Source organism: Microbacterium hatanonis, assembly GCF_008017415.1.
GTDB classification, from domain to species: domain Bacteria; phylum Actinomycetota; class Actinomycetes; order Actinomycetales; family Microbacteriaceae; genus Microbacterium; species Microbacterium hatanonis.
In genome coordinates this window covers 1,109,467-1,130,327 of record NZ_VRSV01000001.1, presented here as the reverse complement: position 1 = coordinate 1,130,327, position 20,861 = coordinate 1,109,467, and the positions used below count along the sequence as shown (strand labels likewise).

Genomic DNA, 20,861 nt, shown 5'->3' with positions numbered 1-20,861 from the left:
AAGCAGACCGCACCGCGTCAAGTATACGGTCAGACGCCGACGTGCTTCTGGAACCGGATGATCGCGGCGAACTCGTCGACCACGAGGCTCGCTCCGCCGACCAGCGCACCGTCGACGTCGGGCTCGCGCATGAAGCTCGCGATGTTGCCCGACTTCACCGAACCGCCGTACAGCACTCGCGTGCGTGCTGCTGCGTCTTCGCCCAGCTTCGACGCGACGACGGCGCGGAGCTTCGCGCAGACCTCCTGCGCCTGGTCGGGCGTCGCCGCCTGGCCCGAGCCGATGGCCCAGACCGGTTCGTAGGCCACGACGATGTCAGCGTCGGCGGACACGCCCTCGAGCGCGACCTCCAGCTGACCGACGGGAACGGCGCTGGCGCCGAACTTCTCCAGGTCTTCGGCCGTCTCGCCCACGCAGATCACCGGGGCGATGCCGTGACGCAGCGCGGCCTGCACCTTCGCGGCGACGACCTCGTCGGTCTCGGCGTGGTACTGACGACGCTCGGAGTGGCCGATGATCACGTAACCGCAGGAGAGCTTCGAGAGGAACTGCCCCGAGATCTCGCCGGTGTACGCGCCCGAGTCCTTCGTCGACAGGTCCTGAGCTCCGAGAGCGAAGGGGATCTTGTCGGCGTCGATGAGGGTCTGCACCGTGCGGATGTCGGTGAACGGCGGGAAGACGCCGACCTCGACGCTCTCCGGCTCGTGTCCGGCTTCCTTGAGGGTCCAGTGCAGCTTCTGGACGAACGCGACCGCCTGCAGGTGATCGAGGTTCATCTTCCAGTTGCCGGCGATGAACGGGGTGCGGGTGGTTACGCCCATCCGAGGACCTCCAGTCCGGGGAGTTTCTTGCCCTCGAGGAACTCGAGGCTGGCGCCTCCGCCCGTCGAGATGTGTCCGAAATCGTCGTCGGCGAAGCCGAGCTGACGAACCGCGGCCGCCGAGTCTCCGCCGCCCACGACGCTGAGGCCGTCGACCTCGGTGAGGGCCTGCGCGATCGCGCGGGTGCCCGACTCGAACGCCGCCATCTCGAAGACGCCCATCGGGCCGTTCCAGAAGACCGTGCGGCTGCCGCGGATGGCCGCATCGAAGGCCTCCGACGTGCGCGGACCGATGTCGAGTCCGAGACCGGAGGCGCCGAACGGCGTCTCCTCGAGCGCATCGGCGTCGGCGATCACGTGATCCGCGTCGGCCGAGAAGGATGCTGCGACCACCGCGTCGACGGGGAGGATGATCTCCACGCCGCTCTCCTTCGCCGTGGCGAGATAGCCCTTCACCCGGTCGATCTGGTCTTCCTCCAGGAGGCTCGCGCCGACCTTGTGGCCCTGCGCGACGAGGAAGGTGAACATCATGCCGCCGCCGACGAGGAGGCGGTCGACACGCGGCAGGAGGTGCTCGATGACGCCGAGCTTGTCGCTGACCTTCGAGCCGCCGAGGACGACCGTGTAGGGGCGCTCGGGGTTCTCGGTCAGACGGTCGAGGACCTCGAGCTCCTTCTCCACCAGCAGGCCGGCGGCCGACGGGAGGAGTTCGGCGAGCTCGTAGACGCTCGCCTGCTTGCGGTGGACGACTCCGAAGCCGTCCGACACGAGGGCGTCGCCGAGCTGGGCGAGACGCTCGGCGAACGCACGGCGCTCCCCCGCATCCTTCGCCGTTTCGCCCGGGTTGAACCGGAGGTTCTCGAGGACGGCCATCTGGCCGTCCTCGAGGGCGGCCACGGCTTCCTGCGCCGATTCGTCGACGGTGTCGCGCGCGAACGCCACGGGAGCGCCGAGCAGCTCGGAGAGCCGCTGTGCGACCGGCTCCAGGCTGTACTTCGCGTCGGGTGCACCGTCGGGACGACCGAGGTGCGAGGCGACGACGAGGCGTGCGCCGGCGTGGATGAGGGCGTTCAGCGTGGGGATCGACGCGCGCACGCGGCCATCGTCCGTGATGATGCCGTCCTTCAGGGGGACGTTCAGATCACAACGGACGATGACGCGCTTGCCAGCGAGCGAACCCAGCGAATCGAGGGTGCGCAGTGCCATGGCGGAGCCTTAGATGCGCTCTGCGACGTACTCGGTCAGGTCGACCAGACGGTTCGAGTAGCCCCACTCGTTGTCGTACCAGGCCGACACCTTGACCAGGTTGCCGCTGACGTTGGTCAGCTCGGCGTCGAAGATCGACGAGTGCGGGTTGCCCTGGATGTCGCTGGAGACGATCGGGTCCTCGGTGTACTCGAGGTAACCGGCGAGACGTCCTTCGGCGGCCGCGGCCTTGTAAGCGGCGTTGACCTGGTCGACGCTGAGGCCCTCGGTCGGGGTGACGATCGTGAGGTCGACGATCGAGCCGGTGGGAACCGGAACGCGGTACGACGAGCCGCTGAGCTTGCCCTGGAGTTCGGGGAGCACGTGGCCGATCGCCTTGGCGGCGCCGGTCGAGGCGGGCACGATGTTGATCGCGGCGGCACGGGCGCGACGCAGGTCGCTGTGCGGGCCGTCCTGGAGGTTCTGGTCGGCCGTGTAGGCGTGAGCGGTCATCATGAAGCCGCGCTCGATGCCGAAGTTGTCGTTGAACACCTTCGCGAGCGGCGCGAGGCAGTTCGTGGTGCACGACGCGTTCGAGATGATGACGTGGTTGGCGGGGTCGTACTCGCCCTCGTTGACACCCATGACGATGGTGACGTCGTCACCGGTCGCGGGGGCCGAGATGAGAACCTTCTTGGCGCCGCCGGCGATGTGCTTCTTGGCGTCTTCGGCCTTCGTGAAGCGGCCGGTCGACTCGATGACGATGTCGACGCCCAGCTCGCCCCAGGGGAGGTTGGCGGGGTCGCGCTCGGCGAACACCTTGATGGTGTTGCCGCCGACGGTGATCGACTCGTCGTCGTAGGTGACGTCCTGGTCGAGCGGTCCGTTCACCGAGTCGTACTTGAGAAGGTGAGCGAGGGTCTTGTTGTCGGTGAGGTCGTTGACCGCGACGATGTCGAGGTCTGCACCCTGCGCGAGAGCCGCGCGAAGGTAGTTGCGTCCGATCCGGCCGAAGCCGTTGATCCCGATCTTGACAGCCACGGATTGACTCCTGATTTGGGTAGTGCGCGATGCGCGAGTGTGTTGCGAATGCGAGAACGGACAGCGGCGTCCCGGCGGGTGTCCACCGGGACGCCCGCTCCGTTTACGACAGTACCAGCAGGCCCGCGGTCTTCTCGCGAGCAGCGGAGAAGCGCTTCTGGACGTCGGCCCAGTTCGCGATGTTCCAGAACGCCTTCACGTAGTCCGCGCGGACGTTCTTGTAGTCGAGGTAGTACGCGTGCTCCCAGACGTCGAGGAGCAGGAGCGGCACGGTGCCGGCGACGATCTGGCCCTGCTGGTCGAAGAACTGGTCGATGATCAGGTTCTCGCCGATCGAGTCCCAGAACAGGCCCGCCCAGCCGGAGCCCTGCACGCCGAGCGCGGCGGCGGTGAAGTGGGCCTGGAACTTGTCGAACGAACCGAAGTGGTCGTCGATGGCCGACTCGAGGTCGCCGGTGGGCTTGTCGCCACCGTCCGGCGAGAGGTTCTCCCAGAAGATCGAGTGGTTCGTGTGACCGCCCAGGTTGAAGGCGAGGTCCTTCTGAAGCTTGTTGACGTTCGCGAGGTTGCCGGTCTCACGGGCCTCGGCGAGCTGCTCGAGGGCGGTGTTGGCGCCGGTCACGTACGTCTGGTGGTGCTTGTCGTGGTGCAGCTGCATGATCGACGCACTGATGTGCGGCTCCAGTGCTGCGTAGTCGTAGGGGAGTTCGGGCAACGTGTACTTCGCCATGTTCTCTGCTTCCTATCGGCGCTGCACCGACACTCCTCGGCGCAGCGAAGGATGATCGATTCATCCTATCGAGGGGCAACGCCCGTGACTCGGGGTTGCTTCCCTCGGCGTCACATCACTCGGCGCCGGCGGGGACGGCCGACTCGGTCCCGGGGATCCCGTCGACCTCGGCCTTCTTGTCGGCCATCGCGAGCAGGCGACGGATGCGTCCCGCCACCGCGTCCTTGGTCAGGGGCGGGTCGGCGTGGTGGCCGAGCTCGTCGAGGCTGGCGTCGCGGTGAGCGAGACGGAGGTCCCCCGCTTCGCGCAGGTGGTCGGGCACCGTGTCGCCGAGGATCTCGAGTGCGCGCTCGACCCGTGCGCACGCCGCGACCGCGGCCTGCGCCGAGCGGCGGAGGTTCGCATCGTCGAAGTTGACGAGGCGGTTGACACCGGCGCGCACCTCACGGCGCTGACGCAGCTGATCCCACTCGGCTGCCGTCTTCTGGGCGCCCATCTCGGCGAGAGCGGTGCGGATCGCGTCACCGTCACGGACGACGACGCGCGGCACTCCCCGCACCTCGCGGGCCTTCGCGGGGATGCCGATCCGGTGACCGGCGCCGACGAGCGCCATGGCGGCCTCCGGAGACGGGCAGGCGATCTCGAGCGATGCGGACCGGCCGGGTTCGCTCAGTGAGCCGGCGGCGAGGAACGCCCCCCGCCAGATCGCGGCGAGATCGCCACGCGAGCCGGTGGTGAGCTTGTTCGGGAGTCCGCGCACGGGGCGGCGACGCTGGTCGAGCAGTCCCGTCTGACGTGCGAGGGTCTCCCCCGACTCGATGACGCGCACGGCATAGTGCCCGCCCGTGCGCCCGCCCGAGCCCTGCACGTGGACGAGTTCGGGACGCACGCCGTAGATCTCCACGAGGTCGCGGGCCGCGCGCCGGGCGAGGACGTCGGAGTCGAGCTGAGCCTCCACCGCGACGCGGTTCGCGATCGAGTGCAGGCCTCCCGAGAATCGCAACAACGCCGTCAGCTCGGCGACGCGCGCCGTAGGCCGGGGGTCGCGGACGGCGATGAGTTCGGCCTTCACGTCGGCGGTCAGCGGCACGGTACTCCTCGGGGGAAAGGGCGGGGGAACGAGGGAACAGCCTACTCGCGGCCGAGGTCGCGATGCGTGACGCGGACGGCCACACCCGGCACGGTGCGGAGGCGTTCGGCGAGTTCCCGCGCCATGGCGACCGAGCGATGCTTGCCGCCCGTGCACCCGATCGCGACGACCGACTGACGCTTGTTCTCGTGCTGGTAGCCCTCGAGCACGGGGGCGAGAGCGGCCGCGTACGCGTCGAGGAACTCGGGAGCACCGGGCTGGCCGAGCACGTAGTCGCGCACCCGCTCGTCCTCCCCCGTCAGGCCGCGCAACTCGTCGTTCCAGTAGGGATTGGGCAGGAACCGCATGTCGGCGACCATGTCGACGTCGGTCGGCAGCCCGTACTTGAACCCGAAGCTCATGAGATTCACCGTGTGACGGGCCGCGGCCTGCTCTCCGAAGAGCTCCACCACCCGGGTCGTGAGCTGGTGGATGTTGTTCGACGAGGTGTCGATGAGGACGTCGGCGGCCTCTCGCACGGGCGCCAGTCGCTCCCGTTCGCGCCGGATCCCGTCGAGGATCGTGCCGTCGCGCTGGAGCGGGTGGGGGCGCCTGACCGACTCGAACCTCCGCACGAGCACGTCGTCGGCGGCATCCAGGAACACCACGCGCACCTGGCGCCCGGCCCGGAGGCTGCGCATGACCTCGGGGAGGTCGCCGAAGAGCTCCCGCCCGCGCACGTCGACCACGACCGCCACGCGCGGGACGGCCCCCGCGGCGAGCTCGGTGAGCTCCAGGAGCGGACGCAGCATCATGGGCGGCAGGTTGTCGACGACGTACCAGTCGAGGTCTTCGAGCGCGTTGGCCACCGTCGAACGGCCGGCCCCCGACATGCCCGTGACGATCAGCACCTCGCCGGTGTCGCGGCGCGTCTGGTCGGTCATGTCAACTCCTCGTAGACAGCCAGCCTATCGAGCCAAATGGCTGTGGATGGAGTCGGCGAGCTTCGGACCGATCCCCGGCAGCCCGGCGATCTCTTCGGGCGTGGCGGCGCGCAGCGCCGTCACCGACCCGAAATGCCGCAGCAGAGCCTTGATGCGGGCATCGCCGAGGCCGGGGATCTCCGAGAGCACGCTCGAGATGTCGCGCTTGCGCCGCTTGCGCTGGTGCGTGATGGCGAAGCGGTGCGCCTCATCGCGCAGACGCTGCAGCAGGTACAGGGCTTCGCTGGTGCGCGGCAGGATCACCGGGTAGTCCTCCCCCGGCAGCCAGACCTCCTCGAGGCGCTTCGCGATGCCGCACAGGGCGATCTCGGAGTGGCCGGCGTCCTTGAGCGCACGCGCGGCGGCGGCGACCTGCGGCTGGCCGCCGTCGACCACGAGCAGCTGCGGCGGATAGGCGAACCGCTTGCGCTTCGGCGGTTCGGTGACGACCTCGCCGTCGGCTGTCGGCTCGGGCGCGGGAGGCTCGATCTCCTCCGGCCTGTCGAGGTAGGCCAGCCGGCGCGTGAGCACCTGGTAGAGGGAGTCGGTGTCGTCGGTCGTCTCGGGCACGCCGAACGTGCGGTACTGGTCTTTGCGCGGGAGTCCGTCCTCGAACACGACCATCGACGCGACGACGTTGGTGCCCGACAGGTGCGACACGTCGTAGCACTCGATGCGCAGCGGCGCCTCGGTGAGATCGAGCGCCTGCTGCAGATCGGTGAGCGCCTGGGTGCGCGCGACGTAATCGCTCGTGCGGCGGGTCTTGAAGATCATCAGCGCCTGCTGCGCGTTCAGCGTCGCGGTGCGCATGAGGTCGGCCTTCTGGCCCCGCTGAGCGACCTGGATGCTCACCTGCTTTCCGCGTCGCTCCCGCAGCCACGCCTCGATGTCGGCGGCGTCTTCGGGCAGCGACGGCACGAGCACCGTGCGCGGGATGTCGACCGGCGCCGCGTCGCCGTACGTGCGCTGGAGCACCTGGTCGACGAGGTCGGCGCCCGAGATGTCGATCTCCTTCTCGATCGTCGAGGCGCGCACCCCTCGGATGCGGCCGCCGCGGATCACGAAGTGCTGCACGGTGGCCGCGAGCTCGTCTTCGGCGATGCCGAACAGGTCGACGTCGACGTCGTCGGTGAGGACGAGCTCGCTCTTCTTCAGCACCGCCTCGATCGCCTGCAGCCGGTCGCGGTAGACCGCCGCCGACTCGTAGTCCATCGCGGCGGCAGCCTCGCGCATCCGGGCGTTCAGGTCTCGGGCGAACCGCTCGTCTCCCCCGGCCATGAAGGCGACGAAGTCGTCGACGATCGCCCGGTGCTCCTCGATGGTCACCTTGTGCGAGCACGGACCGCCGCAACGGCCGATCTGACCGGGGAAGCAGGGACGGCCGCTCTGCATCGCCTTCTTGTACGACGAGTCGCTGCACGTGCGGATCGGGAAGACCTTGATCATCAGGTCGATGGTCTCGTGCACCGCCCAGACCTTCGGGTACGGGCCGAAGTACTTCGCGCCGGGGATGCGGCGGTTGCGGGTGACGATGACGCGGGGCGCCTCGTCGGCGAGCGTGATGGCCATGAACGGATACGACTTGTCGTCGCGGTAGCGCACGTTGAACGGCGGATCGAACTCCTTGATCCACATGTACTCGAGCTGCAGCGAGTCGACGTCGCTGGCGACGACCGTCCATTCGACGGATGCTGCGGTCGTGACCATGCGTCGCGTGCGCTCGTGCAGCGAGCGCAGCGGGGCGAAGTAGTTCGACAGCCGGGCGCGCAGGTTCTTGGCCTTGCCCACGTAGAGCACCCGACCGGCGGCGTCGCGGAAGCGGTAGACGCCGGGGTTGGTGGGGATCTCGCCGGGGTTCGGCCGGTAGGGCAGCTGCGACATCCGCTCTCGCGATGCCGCCATCAGCCCGCCTTACGCGCCTCGACCGCGGAGATGCCGAGCACCTCCGCGAGGAACTGGCCGGTGTGGCTGGCCTCCACCTTCGCGACCTGCTCGGGGGTTCCTGTGGCGACGATCGTGCCGCCGCCGGAGCCGCCTTCGGGACCGAGGTCGATGATCCAGTCGGACGACTTGATCACGTCGAGGTTGTGCTCGATGACGATGACGGTGTTGCCCTTGTCGACGAGGCTGTTGAGCACCTCGAGGAGCTTGCGCACGTCTTCGAAGTGCAGACCGGTCGTCGGCTCGTCGAGCACGTAGATCGACCGCCCGTTGGTGCGGCGCTGGAGCTCGGTCGCGAGCTTCACGCGCTGCGCCTCACCGCCCGAGAGCGTGGTCGCCGACTGTCCGAGACGCACGTAGCCGAGGCCGACGTCGACCAGAGTTTTCAGGTAGCGGTGGATCGCCTGGATCGGCTCGAAGAACTCCGCCGCCTCGGCGATCGGCATCTCGAGCACCTCGGCGATGTTCTTGCCCTTGTAGTGCACGGCGAGCGTGTCGCGGTTGTACCTCTTGCCGTGGCACACCTCGCAGTCGACGTAGACGTCGGGCAGGAAGTTCATCTCGATCTTGATCGTGCCGTCGCCGGAGCAGGCCTCGCAGCGGCCGCCCTTGACGTTGAACGAGAAGCGACCCGTCAGGTAACCGCGCGCCTTGGCCTCGGGGGTCTCGGCGAAGAGGTTGCGGATGCGGTCGAACACCCCCGTGTAGGTCGCGGGGTTCGAGCGCGGCGTGCGGCCGATGGGCGCCTGGTCGACGTGCACGACCTTGTCGAGGTTGTCGAGTCCGGTCACCCGCGTGTGCTTGCCGGCCACGCGTCGTGCGCCGTTGAGCTTGGTGGCGAGGACCTCGTAGAGGATGCCGTTGACGAGGGTCGACTTGCCCGATCCGCTCACCCCGGTGACGGCGGTGAGCACGCCCAGCGGGAAGCTCGCGGTGACGTTCTGCAGGTTGTTCGCCCGCGCGCCGACCACGGTGACCTGGCGCTGCTTGTCGATCTTGCGCCGTTTCTTCGGCACGGCGATCTCGCGGCGGCCGGAGAGGTAGTCGCCCGTCAGCGACTCCTTCTCCTCCAGCAGCTGCGCGAGCGGGCCGGAGTGCACGACGTTGCCGCCGTCGACGCCCGCCCGCGGGCCGATGTCGACGATCCAGTCGGCCGCATGGACGGTCTCCTCGTCGTGCTCGACGACGATCAGGGTGTTGCCGAGGTCGCGCAGCGTGATCAGCGTCTCGATGAGGCGCCGGTTGTCGCGCTGGTGCAGGCCGATCGACGGCTCGTCGAGAACGTAGAGCACCCCCGTCAGTCCGGAACCGATCTGGGTCGCGAGCCGGATGCGCTGCGCCTCACCGCCAGACAGCGAACCCGCCGATCGGCTGAGGCTCAGGTAGGTCAGACCGACCTGCAGGAGGAAGTCGAGTCGCGCGCGGATCTCGCGGAGCACCTGGGCGGCGATCTGCGCCTCGCGCGGAGTCAGTTCGAGCTCGGCGAAGAATCGCTGCGCGTCGGCGAGGCTCAACCACGACGCATCCGCGATCGACTTGCCGTGCACCGTGACGGCGAGCACCTCGGGCTTGAGGCGTGCGCCCTCGCAGACGGGGCACGGCACTTCGCGGAGGTACTCCGACCAGCGCTGACGCTGCGTGTCGGACTCGGCCTGCAGGTATTGACGCTCGATGTAGGGCACGACCCCCTCGAACCCCGAGGCGTACCGCACCTCGCGCCCGTAGCGGTTCTTCCACTTGACGGTGACCTTGTAGTCCTCGCCGCGCAGCACCGCCTCGCGGATGTCGACGGGGAGCTGTCGCCACGGGGTGTCGAGCGAGAACGCCAGATCGCGGGCGAGACCCTCGAGCAGGCGCTCGTAGTACTGGAAGAGACCCTTGCCCTGCGTCGTCCACGGGATGATGACGCCCTCGCTGATCGAGAGGTCTTCGTCGCCGAGCATGAGGTCGACGTCGACCGACATGCGGGTGCCCAGACCCGAGCATGCCGGGCACGCGCCGAACGGCGCGTTGAACGAGAAGGTGCGCGGCTCGATCTCGGTGAGCTGCACCGGGTGACCGTTCGGGCACGCGAGCTTCTCTGAGAACGACTGCCATGCGTCGTCGCCCTCGCCGTCGACGAAGTTGACCTGCATGATGCCGCCGGCCAGTCCCAAAGCGGTCTCGACCGAGTCGGTGACGCGACCGAGGATGTCGGGGCTGGCGACCAGCCGGTCGACCACCACGGCGATGTCGTGCTTATAGCTCTTCTTGAGCTTCGGCGGCTCGGCGAGCTGGATGAGCTCGCCGTCGACGACGGCGCGGGCGTAGCCCTTCGCGCTGAGCTCCTGGAAGAGGTCGACGAACTCGCCCTTCTTCTGCGAGACGACCGGAGCGACGATCTGGTAGCGCGTGCGCTCGGGCAGCTCCATCAGCTGGTCGGCGATCTGCTGCACGGTCTGCCGCTGGATCTCGGCCCCGCACTCGGGGCAGTGCGCGATGCCGATGCGGGCCCACAGCAGACGCATGTAGTCGTGGATCTCGGTGATCGTGCCGACGGTCGAGCGGGGGTTGCGGTTGGTCGACTTCTGGTCGATCGACACCGCGGGGCTGAGGCCCTCGATGAAGTCGACGTCGGGACGGTCGACCTGACCGAGGAACTGGCGCGCGTAGGAGCTCAGCGATTCGACGTAGCGACGCTGACCCTCCGCGAAGATCGTGTCGAACGCGAGACTGGACTTTCCCGAGCCGGACAGGCCGGTGAAGACGACCAGCGCATCACGCGGGATGTCGAGATCGACGTTCTTGAGGTTATGGACGCGGGCACCGCGGACGCTGAGCTTTCCGCTGTTGTTTCCGGGCAGGGCGACGGGGACGATGGGCACCCGACAAGCTTAGGCGTGGCCTCCGACACCGGCTCCGCCCGATCGCACCGCCAGGGTCAGCGGCGGCCGGCGAAGGGTGCGAGCCCGTCTCGCACGGCGGTGAGCTGGGCGGCATCCATACCGACGCTCCGCATGATGCGGCCGGGAACCTCGAGCGCCTGCTCACGCAGTGCCCGGCCCTCGGCCGTGAGGGAGATGTCGAGCACGCGCTCGTCATCACCGCGACGCGTGCGCGAGATGCGGCCCTGGGCCTCGAGGCGTTTCACGAGCGGTGAGAGCGTCGCGGGCTCCATCGCGAGCTCCGCGGCGAGGTCTCCCAGTGAGCGGGGCGACTCCTCCCAGAGCGCGAGCATCACGAGGTACTGCGGATGCGTCAGACCGAGCGGCTCGAGCACGGGACGGTAGATCGACACGACGTTGCGGGCGGCCGTGACGATGGCGAAGCACAGCTGGTTGTCGAGCCTGAGCATCTCGTCCGCATCCATCGCCTCGCTCCTCCGATTAGTTAGTACACTAACAATCATGGCACACAGTGATCCGGAGGGTCCGTCACGGAAGGACCGAGTCCGCGCGGCGGGCGGCTGGTACAACTACCTCAACGCGAAGCTCATCCGCGTCGCCGGCCCCGCATCGGTCGGTCCCTACGAGACGACGCCGGAACCCGTACGGACCGGCCGCCCGTGCCCGCTGTGCGGCCACGCCATGACCGAGCACACCTTCGACCGCTCCGGACCGAAGCCGCTGATGCACTGCCCGTGATCGTCAGGCGTGACCGGCCCGCTCCATCGCACGGAGCTCCTTCTTGAGGTCTTGCACCTCGTCGCGGAGTCGGCCGGCCAGCTCGAACTTGAGCTCGGCGGCCGCGGCCAGCATCTGATTCGACAGATCTTCGATCGTCGCCTCGAGCTGGTTGGCACCCTCCGCCGCGATTCCCGTGCGCCGCAGCTGCGGTGTCGGAGACTTGCCCTTGCCCGATTTGTTGCGCGCGGACGCGCGCCCGGAGAGGAGCTCCTGGGTGTCGGAGGCCTCGCGCGCCAGGACGTCGGTGATGTCGGCGATCTTCTTGCGCAGCGGCTGCGGATCGATGCCGCGCTCGAGGTTGTACGCGATCTGGATGTCGCGACGACGCTCGGTCTCCTCGATCGCCTTCGTCATGGAGTCGGTCATGCGGTCGGCGTACATGTGCACCTCGCCCGAGACGTTGCGCGCCGCACGGCCGATCGTCTGGATGAGCGACGTGCCGCTGCGGAGGAACCCCTCCTTGTCGGCGTCGAGGATCGCCACGAGCGAGACCTCGGGGAGGTCGAGGCCTTCGCGCAGCAGGTTGATGCCGACGAGCACGTCGTAGACGCCGGCGCGCAGCTCGGTGAGCAGCTCGACACGACGCAGCGTGTCGACGTCGGAGTGGAGGTACCGCACGCGCACCCCGTGCTCGCCGAGGAAGTCGGTGAGCTCTTCGGACATCTTCTTCGTCAGGGTCGTCACCAGCACGCGCTCGTCGCGCTCGACGCGGATGCGTATCTGCTCGAGCAGATCGTCGATCTGCCCCTTCGACGGCTTCAGGACGATCTGCGGATCGACGAGTCCCGTCGGTCGGATGATCTGCTCGACCACGCCGTCGGCGATCCCCATCTCGTAGCGACCCGGGGTCGCCGACAGGTAGACGGCCTGCCCGATGCGCTCTTTGAACTCGTCCCACCGGAGCGGGCGGTTGTCCATGGCGCTGGGAAGACGGAAGCCGTGCTCGACCAGCGTGCGCTTGCGCGAGGCGTCGCCCTCGTACATGGCCCCGATCTGCGGCACGGTCACGTGCGACTCGTCGATCACGAGAAGGAAGTCGTCGGGGAAGAAGTCGAGCAGCGTGTGGGGCGGAGCACCCGGCGGACGGGCGTCGAGGTGGCGCGAGTAGTTCTCGATGCCCGAGCAGAAACCGAGCTGCTGCAGCATCTCGAGGTCGAACGTCGTGCGCATGCGCAGACGCTGCGCCTCGAGCAGCTTGCCCTGTCGCTCGAACTCCTTCAACCGGTCGGCGAGCTCGTCTTCGATCGTGCCGATCGCACGCTGCACCTTGTCGGTGCCGGCGACGTAGTGCGACGCCGGGAAGATCGGCACGGAGTCCATCTTCTGCGCGATGTCGCCGGTGAGCGGGTGCAGCATGTAGAGCGCTTCGATCTCGTCACCGAACATCTCGATGCGGATCGCGTACTCCTCGTACACGGGGATGATCTCGATCGTGTCGCCGCGCACCCGGAAGTTGCCACGGGAGAAGTCGACGTCGTTGCGGTTGTACTGCATCGAGATGAACTTGCGGATGAGGGCGTCGCGGTCGTAGCGCTCCCCCACCTGCAGGGCGACCATCGCGCGGAGGTATTCCTCGGGCGCGCCGAGGCCGTAGATGCACGACACCGTCGAGACCACGATCACGTCGCGCCGTGAGAGCAGCGAGTTCGTCGTCGAGTGACGGAGGCGCTCGACCTCGGCGTTGACCGAGGAGTCTTTCTCGATGAACGTATCGGTCTGCGGGACGTAGGCCTCGGGCTGGTAGTAGTCGTAGTACGAGACGAAGTACTCGACCGCGTTGTTCGGCATCAGCTCGCGGAACTCGTTGGCCAGCTGCGCGGCGAGGGTCTTGTTGTGCGCGAGCACGAGCGTGGGCCTCTGGACGGCTTCGACGAGCCAGGCCGTCGTCGCGGACTTACCGGTACCGGTGGCGCCGAGGAGCACGACGTCGGTCTCGCCCGCGTTGATGCGCGCGGCGAGCTGGGCGATGGCCTGCGGCTGGTCGCCGGAGGGAACGTATTCGCTGACGACCTCGAAAGGGCGGACGGAACGGGTGGCCTGCATGATTCCAGCGTAGGCCGGGCCACCGACACCGGGGGCGGACTTACGCCTCGGCCGTCAGTCGCGCCCAGAGTTCGTCGGTCTGCGCCTCGGTCTGCGAGAGCGGACCGTCGGTGTCGATGACCACGTCGGCGAGCCGCAGGCGTTCCTCGTCGGACGCCTGGACCGCGATGCGGGCGCGCGCGTCGGCCTCGCTCATCCCGCGGTGGTCCCGCAGGCGTGCCACACGCACCTCCACCGGCGCGTGGGCGACCACGACGAGATCCCACGGATCCGAGGCGCGCGTCTCGGCCAGGAGCGGCACGTCGTACACGACGACGGCTCGCGGGTCGGCGGAGGCCGCCTCGCGGAACCGGCGCTGCGACTCGTCGCGCACCGCGGGGTGCACGATCGCGTTGAGCCGAGCGAGTCGATCGGGGTCGCCGAAGACGACCGCTCCGAGCGCCGCGCGGTCGAGCGAACCGTCGGGGCGCAGCATGCGATGCCCGAACTCCTTCTCGATCTCTCCCAGCACCGGGGATCCGGGCGACTGCACGTCGCGGACGACGGCGTCCGCGTCGACCACCACGGCGCCGTGGGAGGCGAGTCGTGAGGCGACGGTCGATTTCCCCGACGCGATGCCGCCGGTGAGCGCGATCAATGGCATCCTCCGAGGATGCCATGACACCCGCCGCGTTCGAGAAGACGGATGTAGGTTACGCTTCGGTCAGAACCGCGCGTCACCCAGACGGGGCGGAGACCCGAGGTACCCGATGCCCAGCCCCCGCGTCGCGGTCATCATCGAAGACGATGCCGACATCCGCTCGCTCATCTCGGCCGTCCTTCAGGGATCCGGCTTCGACGTCCACACCGCTACCGGCGGGATCGAGGGCGTCGAGAAGGTGCGGGCGGAGCATCCGGTCCTCACCACCCTCGACGTCAGCATGCCCGGCATCGACGGATTCGAGACCGCGCGCCGCATCCGGGCCTTCAGCGACACCCGCATCGTCATGGTGACGGCACGGGCCGACGAGGAGCACGCACGGCTCGGCCGCGAAGCCGGCGCCGACGACTACCTCACCAAACCGTTCCGGCCGCGCGACCTGCGGGCCCGCGTCGACGCCCTGCTCGCCGACCGCCATGACGACTGACCTCACCCCTCGGCGATGATCACCGAGGCGTCGGGGCTGGTGACCGAGCGCGCGGCAGCCTGATCGGCCCCGTCGACCAGCGTCGAGAAGTCGTAGCCGAGTCTGTCGGTGAGCGCGATCCCGACGCCCACGACGGGCACCACCGAGACGCCCAGCGCACCGAAGTCGTCGAGCAGGCGGCGGTGCATGATGCTCGCCATCCTGCGCACGTCGGAGAACGACGTCGTCAGGAACGCGACCAGAAGACTCCCGCTCTCGCCGTCGCCGACCAGCGCAGCGGTGGGAACGTACTCCCGCACCCCCGCCCGCCACGCGGCGGCCACCTGCTCGGCCTCCGCGGGGCCGAAGGCCGTCGCGATGCGCCCCAGGTCATCGATGCGCACCGACACGACGCAGATCGTCTCGCCCTGGCGTGCGGCACGCTCGATCAGGGTCGCGGTCGCCGAGCGGAAGGATGCGGGGAGGAGCACGCCGTCGACGCCGACGCTCAACGTGTAGACGTCGGGCTGCCCGCGGAGATTCGACTCGCTCGCCCGGAGGACCGACGTCACGACCACCGCGACGATCGTCAGCGTGATGGTGAGGAACGACGACACGATCGTGTTGAACCAGGTCGCGAACACCTCGCTGTCGGGCCCGTACGCGACGAAGACGAGCGTGCGCGCGGTGAACCACACCGCCTCGATCCCGAGAACGATCGTCAGGCCCAGCGAGCTCCACCGACGCCCGATCGCCCCCTGCCTCGACTCGATCGCGCCGAACAGGGCCATGAGACCGGTGCCGATGAACAGCGGCACCGCGCCCGCCCAGTCCCCGCCGTCGGGGCCCGCCACGAGCACCGCGGCACCGGCGATCAGCACGAACGCCGCCACGACCGAGCCCGACCACCGCAGCGGACGATCGTTGTAGGCGCGGCATCCGAGCCAGATGAAGCCCGCACTGGCGACGAACCCGGCATTGCCCACCGCCACCGCCAGGTAGGCGTCGGGTGCCGCCGCCCACACGAGGTAGCTGAGCACGGTGAGGATGCCGGCCAGGAACGCCACGGCCCACAGCCGACCGGGGAGACCGTCCTTGCGCATGAGCGTCTCGAAGAGGTACATGACTCCCGAGACGACGATGACGACAGCCGCGGCGAGCGAGACGGTGAAGTTGTCCAGGGTCATGAAGCCGACTCCCCCGTCGCGGGGAGCCAGACCGTGAAGGTCGCTCCCTCCCCCAGGCGCGTGTCGACGGAGATCTCCCCGCCGTGGCGGTGCACGATGTCTTCGCTGATCGCCAGACCCAATCCGCTGCCATGGGTGGTGGAGTTGCGGACGGCGTCGGAGCGGAAGAACCGTTCGAACAGGTGGGAACGCTCGCCCTCGGAGATGCCGGGGCCGTCGTCGCGGACCGCGATGCGGATCCGGTCGTCGTCACGATCGAGCTCGACGAAGACCTTTCCGCCGTCGGAGTTGTACTTCACCGCATTGTCGATCAGATTGTCGATGACCTGCCGGATGCGCTGCGCGTCGACGACGGCGAGGGTCGAGGCGACGAAGGTCGTGTCGATCGAGATGCGTCGGTCGGCGGCTTTGGGGAGCTCCGCCTCGACGGCCGCGTGAACGATCACGGCGAGATCGGCCGGGGCGGGGTCGAGTGTGACACCGCCCCCCGGACGCGCGAGGGACGACACCGAGAGGATGTCGGCTACGAGCTCGAGCAGGCGCGCGGCGTTGCGTTCGGCGACCTCGAGATCGCGCCGCGAGTCGCCGGGGAGGTCGTCGCGGTCAAGGGCCAGCTCGAGGTATCCGATGATCGACGTGAGCGGGGTACGCAGCTCGTGCGACACCGACGCGACGAGATCCTCACGGGCGCGCAGTGCCTGCTCCTCGGCGGTGACGTCGCGCGAGACAACGATCACCCCCGCGTTCGACCCGTCGATCTCGGTCAGTCGGCGGGCGGTGACCGTGAGCGCGCGCCGCCCCGAACCCGGTTCGCCGTACCAGACCACTCGATTCTCGAACGTGTCGCCCTCGCGGGCGCGTGCGATCGGGACGTCCGCGGGGTCGAGCGGGGTCACCCCGTCCGCCGCGTACGCCACGGCGCCGGCGGCGTCCTCGGCCGCACCCCCCTGCAGCTGCGCGTGGGCCTCATTGGTGACGACGAGCTCCCCCTCGGCGGTGATGCGGATCACGCCGAAGTCGACGGCGTCGAGCACCTCGGTGACGAGGTCCTCCTGCCGGCGCGCCCGATCGACCGAGCGCCCGAGATGCCGCGACTGCTTCTCGAGCAGCTGCCGCTGCGCGTCGGCGCGACGAGCGCCCAGGAACGAGATGGTCGCCAGTGCTCCCACCACGAGAGGCAGGAGGACCGTGGACGCGCTGAAGTTCTGCGTCGGATCGACCGCGGTCATGAACCAGAAGAGCGCTGCGACGAGCACCGTGCCGACGACGACACCGGCGACGCCGAACATCGCCCCGATCCACATCGCGGGGAAGGCCCAGAGCAACCCGAGTCCCCCGTTCGGGGCGCTCGCCCTCAGGAGCGCCAGCGCCAGGATGTCGGCGAACGGAAGGACGGCGACCGTCCACACCGGCAGCCGGTGCCAGGGGATGAGGATCGCGGCCGCCGTCGCACCGAACAGGAGCGAGGAGCCGAGAACGAACGTGGTGGTGTCCACGACCTGCCCGATGAGGATCACGACGCCCATGGCGACGAGACCGACTCCGGCGAGGAGGGTCTGGTTCAGCAGGATCGAGCGGTCACGGGTGTCGTCGCGCGTGCGCGCACGCCGCTCGCTCTCCGACAACCAGGCCATGCGCTGACATTATCGCGAGCGGTGCGCGGACTCGCGTATCCGTCCGGCATGCGTTCGGCGGGTCACGGCGCATCCTCTTTCGCGTACTGCGCGATCAACTCCTGCTCGCGCGCGAACGACGGGAGGCGGAACCACACGATCACTCCCCCGACGACCACGGCCACCGCCCCGATCAGGTACGCACCCCAGGCGCCGGTGACGAGGCTCTGGGTGGCGCCGGCGAGGATCTCGTCGCGGTACTGCGGGAACTGGTCGGCCACCCGGAGCGCGGAACCGTACGACGCCTGCAGCGCCTGTGTGACGGTGTCGGAGATCGTGGAGGCTTCGGCCGACGCGGATATCTGTCGTCCGAACGACGCGGCGAACCCGGCCGCGAGGATCGCACCAAGCAGCGCCTGCATGATCGAGCCGCCCAGGTCTCGCTGCAGGTCGGACGTGGCGGACGCCATCCCGACCCGGCGCACGGGGGTGCTCTCGGTGAGCGCGCGCGACGCCGGCGTCATCGCGAAGGCGGCGCCGCTGCCGATGGCGAAGAACCCGAGACCGATCAGCCAGTACGGGGTCGACGGGTTCCACAGGAGGGTTGTGAGGAAGCCGACGAACACGAGGGCGTAGCCGAGCAGCATGGTGGTCCGGGATCCGCGGCGGGTGAGCAGGCGGGCCGACATCGGCGCGAACAGGAGGAGCCCGACCGCGGCGGGGACGACGGCCAGGCCCGCCTGCAGGGTCGAGTAGCCGAGGATGTTCTGGAGGTACTGCTGGCCGACGAACATCGCTCCCATGAGGGAGCCGAAGACGATCGTCCCGGCGGTCGCGGGGACCCAGAACATCCGACGCCGGGCGACGCGGAGGTCGTACAGCGGGTGCTCCTCCCTCGCCTGGCGCACGAGGAAGACGACCAGCAGCACCGCCCCCACCGCGAGCATCACCCCGCCGATGACGTGCTGACCGGGCGCGAAGACGGTGCCGATTCCGAGCACGATGCCCGCGATCGCGAGGGTCGCGAGGATCCCGCCGAGATGATCGACGGGGTCGCGGGACTCGGCGACGTGGCCGGGGACGAACAGGGCGACCAGAACGAGCGCGGCGGCCGCGATCGGCACGGCGATCAGGAACGCCGACCCCCACCAGAAGACGGACAGCAGCAGGCCGGCCAGCACCGAGCCGACGATCGATGCCATGGCGCTGACACCCGACCACAGAGCGATCGCGCGCGTGCGTCGCGGCCCGTTGGACCAGAGCGCGGTGATCAGCGACAGCGTGGTCGGGAAGGCCAGGCCCGCCGCGATGCCGGTGAAGACGCGGGAGGCGATGAGGAGCTCGACGGAGGGCGAGAAGGCGGAGCACAGGCTGGCGACGACGGTGAGTGCGAGACCGAGCATGAGCAGTTGCTTGCGTCCGTAACGGTCGGCGAGGGCACCGAAGTACAGCACCGACATCGCCAACCCCAGCGAGCAGCCCAGGCCCACGATGTTGAGCGATACCTGGCCGGCGCCGAAGGTGCGGCCGATGTCGGGAAGCGCGATGTTCGCCGCCGCGAGGTTGATGTTGCACACCAGCGCGCCGAGGATCAGTGCCGAGAGCACCAGCCCGGAACGTGCCGGGGCGTCGGGGCGGGTCGCTGCGGCCGCGCGGGTGTCGCTCACGCGCTCACTCTAGCGAGGGCACCGCACGCGGCGGCGTCAGCCGCGGAGGGCGAGCGCCTCGCTCGTCCACCGGGCGTGCAGGGCCCAGGGATCGCCGACACCCGCGGCGATGGAGTCGACGTGCGCCTGCAGGTCGCGCGACAGCCGGAACCACTCCGTCCGCGGCCACCTGTCCGCCGCGAACTGCGTGTGGCGGCGCTGCTCGAGGGCGCGGTCGCCTCGCTCGAACGCCAGGACTTCGTCGTGCCGGATCGCCGCGAGCCGCTGTCGGGGGTTCGCTGTCGTGCCGATCTTCACCCGATCGTCGTAGCGCAGGTAGTAGACGACGTCGATACGCGGAGGCGGGAGTTCGCCGTCGACGATCTCCCCGTGTCGCCACTCGCACACAGCGCAGAGCCAGCCGCTCGGCCAGCGCACCCCGAGTCGCGATCCGCAGATGCGGCACGGTACGGGGAGCAGGTCGGTCACGCCCTGCTCGCGCTCCGACCAGTCGGCCGCGGCCGCGAGGTGCCGGTCGCAGAGAACGACCGGGGCATCGTGCGCGCCGGGAGCGCAGCATCCGTCGACGAGGCATTCGGGCACGGCGCGATCGTAGCCGCGACCCCCGACACGAACCCTTAGTGCTTCCGCAGCGCACCGATCGCCAGCACCGCCGCACCACCGCACATCGCGACCACCACGCCGAGGAACACGCCCCAGCCCGCGGCGTCGAAGACGTAGCCGAGACTCCAGCCGAACAGGCTCGAGCCACCGTAGTAGCCCAGGTAGTAGAGCGAGGACGCTTGCGCGCGGGTGTCGGGTCGCGCGGATGCGGGCGCCCACCCGGAGGCGACCGCGTGGGCGCCGAAGAACCCGGCCGTCATCACGACGAGTCCCCCGAGGATGACCAGCACGATCGGGACGAGCATGAGGGCGGTGCCGACCGCCATCGCGGCGGTGGATACGAGGAGGACGGGCAGCCGCCCGTGGCGCGATGCGAGGGTGCCCGCCCAGGGTGACGAGACGGTGCCCGCGAGATAGGCGACGAACAGCGATGTGACGATCCAACCGGGAAGCGAGAACGGCGGATGCGTCAGATGGAATCCGAGGTAGTTGTACATGGCGACGAACGCGCCCATGAGCAGGAACCCCTGGGCGTACAGCGCCAGTTGCGCCGGCGAGCGGAGGTTCACCGCCAGACGCGTCGCGATCCTCGCCCCGCCGCGGACGAGGGGCGTGAAGCCGCGCGCGCGGGGCACGAGGAGCAGGAAGGCCACCGCCGCCGCCGCGCACAGGACGGCCGTCGCCCAGAGGCCGGTGCGCCACTCGGCGAGGTCGGCGATCGGCCCGGAGACGAGACGGCCGGAGAGTCCTCCGAGAGTGGTTCCGGCGATGTAGCTGCCGGCGGCGGCGGCCGCGTGGCGCGGATCGACCTCCTCGCTGAGATAGGCCAGGGCGAGAGCAGGCACGGCGCCGAGGGCCGCCCCCTCCGCCAGGCGGAGGACCAGGAGCGTGGCGACGTCGGCGCTCAGGGGCGCTGCCAGCCCGAGAGCGGTCGCCGCGACGATGCCGATCGTCATGGCCTGCACGCGTCCGATGCGATCGGCCACGATCGACCACGGGATCACCGCGACCGCGAGTCCGAGCGTGGCCGCCGACACCGCCAGCGCGGCGGTGGCCGGCGGGACGTCGAACTCCGCCGCCAGGAGGGGCAGCACCGCCTGCGGGGAGTAGAGCTGGGCGAACGTCGCGATGCCGGCGAAGAACAGCCCGGCGAGAAGTCGGCGGTACTCCCGGCTTCCGGGGACGTGCCCGGTGAAGCCGGTCACGCA

The 20,861-nt window shown here is 69.2% G+C and carries 18 protein-coding genes; 2 read left to right on the top strand and 16 right to left on the bottom strand.

The window, feature by feature from the left end; genetic code table 11:
* Positions 1 to 29: 29 nt before the first annotated feature.
* The 9 genes from tpiA to FVP77_RS05375 form a co-directional block, all read right to left on the bottom strand.
* Entirely contained in the window at positions 30 to 821 is a 792-nt protein-coding gene (gene tpiA, locus FVP77_RS05415) for a triose-phosphate isomerase (protein WP_147893589.1), read from the bottom strand.
* Complete coding sequence (locus FVP77_RS05410) at positions 812 to 2,026, bottom strand: phosphoglycerate kinase (protein WP_147893588.1); 1,215 nt, start codon at positions 2,024 to 2,026, stop codon at positions 812 to 814. The genes tpiA and FVP77_RS05410 overlap by 10 nt, the downstream gene beginning before the upstream one ends.
* A 9-nt stretch (positions 2,027 to 2,035) precedes the next feature.
* A complete protein-coding gene (gene gap / locus FVP77_RS05405) occupies positions 2,036 to 3,046 on the bottom strand; it encodes a type I glyceraldehyde-3-phosphate dehydrogenase (RefSeq protein WP_121149603.1) in 1,011 nt (336 codons plus the stop codon).
* Between the two features lie 103 nt (positions 3,047 to 3,149).
* A complete protein-coding gene (locus FVP77_RS05400) occupies positions 3,150 to 3,776 on the bottom strand; it encodes a superoxide dismutase (RefSeq protein WP_116646728.1) in 627 nt (208 codons plus the stop codon).
* Between the two features lie 115 nt (positions 3,777 to 3,891).
* Positions 3,892 to 4,866, bottom strand: coding sequence for a DNA-binding protein WhiA (gene whiA / locus FVP77_RS05395; RefSeq protein WP_121149604.1), 975 nt, complete (start codon positions 4,864 to 4,866; stop codon positions 3,892 to 3,894).
* Between the two features lie 41 nt (positions 4,867 to 4,907).
* Positions 4,908 to 5,789, bottom strand: a complete 882-nt coding sequence (gene rapZ / locus FVP77_RS05390; RefSeq protein ID WP_147893587.1) for an RNase adapter RapZ — start codon at positions 5,787 to 5,789, stop codon at positions 4,908 to 4,910.
* Between the two features lie 24 nt (positions 5,790 to 5,813).
* Positions 5,814 to 7,730: an excinuclease ABC subunit UvrC gene (uvrC, locus tag FVP77_RS05385; RefSeq protein WP_246133987.1), complete on the bottom strand. Its 1,917-nt coding sequence runs from the start codon at positions 7,728 to 7,730 to the stop codon at positions 5,814 to 5,816.
* Complete coding sequence (uvrA, locus tag FVP77_RS05380) at positions 7,730 to 10,633, bottom strand: excinuclease ABC subunit UvrA (RefSeq protein WP_147893586.1); 2,904 nt, start codon at positions 10,631 to 10,633, stop codon at positions 7,730 to 7,732. Before uvrA ends, uvrC begins: the two co-directional genes overlap by 1 nt.
* Positions 10,634 to 10,689: 56 nt before the next feature.
* Positions 10,690 to 11,118, bottom strand: coding sequence for a MarR family winged helix-turn-helix transcriptional regulator (locus FVP77_RS05375; RefSeq protein WP_147893585.1), 429 nt, complete (start codon positions 11,116 to 11,118; stop codon positions 10,690 to 10,692).
* A 37-nt stretch (positions 11,119 to 11,155) separates the two neighbouring features.
* Between FVP77_RS05375 and FVP77_RS05370 the strand changes: the two genes are divergently transcribed.
* Positions 11,156 to 11,392: a hypothetical protein gene (locus FVP77_RS05370; protein ID WP_116646733.1), complete on the top strand. Its 237-nt coding sequence runs from the start codon at positions 11,156 to 11,158 to the stop codon at positions 11,390 to 11,392.
* Positions 11,393 to 11,395: 3 nt separating this feature from the next.
* Here FVP77_RS05370 and uvrB read toward each other — a convergent pair whose 3' ends face one another.
* Both uvrB and coaE read right to left on the bottom strand, forming a co-directional pair.
* Entirely contained in the window at positions 11,396 to 13,477 is a 2,082-nt protein-coding gene (gene uvrB, locus FVP77_RS05365) for an excinuclease ABC subunit UvrB (protein WP_147893584.1), read from the bottom strand.
* Positions 13,478 to 13,517: 40 nt separating this feature from the next.
* Complete coding sequence (coaE, locus tag FVP77_RS05360; RefSeq protein ID WP_147893583.1) at positions 13,518 to 14,120, bottom strand: dephospho-CoA kinase; 603 nt, start codon at positions 14,118 to 14,120, stop codon at positions 13,518 to 13,520.
* A gap of 106 nt (positions 14,121 to 14,226) precedes the next feature.
* Here coaE and FVP77_RS05355 point away from each other — a divergent pair, with 106 nt between their 5' ends.
* Positions 14,227 to 14,604 (top strand): response regulator transcription factor, encoded by a 378-nt coding sequence (locus tag FVP77_RS05355; protein ID WP_147893582.1) that lies wholly within the window; start codon positions 14,227 to 14,229, stop codon positions 14,602 to 14,604.
* Between the two features lie 2 nt (positions 14,605 to 14,606).
* Here the strand turns inward: FVP77_RS05355 and FVP77_RS05350 are convergent, their stop codons facing one another.
* The 5 genes from FVP77_RS05350 to FVP77_RS05330 all read right to left on the bottom strand — a co-directional run bounded on the left by FVP77_RS05350 (position 14,607) and on the right by FVP77_RS05330 (position 20,858).
* Complete coding sequence (locus tag FVP77_RS05350) at positions 14,607 to 15,770, bottom strand: hypothetical protein (protein ID WP_147893581.1); 1,164 nt, start codon at positions 15,768 to 15,770, stop codon at positions 14,607 to 14,609.
* Positions 15,767 to 17,404 carry a sensor histidine kinase gene (locus tag FVP77_RS05345; protein ID WP_147893580.1) on the bottom strand — a complete coding sequence of 546 codons (1,638 nt, stop codon included), beginning with the start codon at positions 17,402 to 17,404 and terminating at the stop codon, positions 15,767 to 15,769. Before FVP77_RS05345 ends, FVP77_RS05350 begins: the two co-directional genes overlap by 4 nt.
* Before the next feature lie 62 nt (positions 17,405 to 17,466).
* Positions 17,467 to 19,050: an MFS transporter gene (locus tag FVP77_RS05340; protein WP_147893579.1), complete on the bottom strand. Its 1,584-nt coding sequence runs from the start codon at positions 19,048 to 19,050 to the stop codon at positions 17,467 to 17,469.
* Positions 19,051 to 19,086: 36 nt separating this feature from the next.
* Positions 19,087 to 19,632, bottom strand: a complete 546-nt coding sequence (locus tag FVP77_RS05335) for a GIY-YIG nuclease family protein (protein WP_147893578.1) — start codon at positions 19,630 to 19,632, stop codon at positions 19,087 to 19,089.
* Between the two features lie 35 nt (positions 19,633 to 19,667).
* Positions 19,668 to 20,858 (bottom strand): MFS transporter, encoded by a 1,191-nt coding sequence (locus tag FVP77_RS05330; RefSeq protein ID WP_246133986.1) that lies wholly within the window; start codon positions 20,856 to 20,858, stop codon positions 19,668 to 19,670.
* Positions 20,859 to 20,861: the final 3 nt, after the last annotated feature.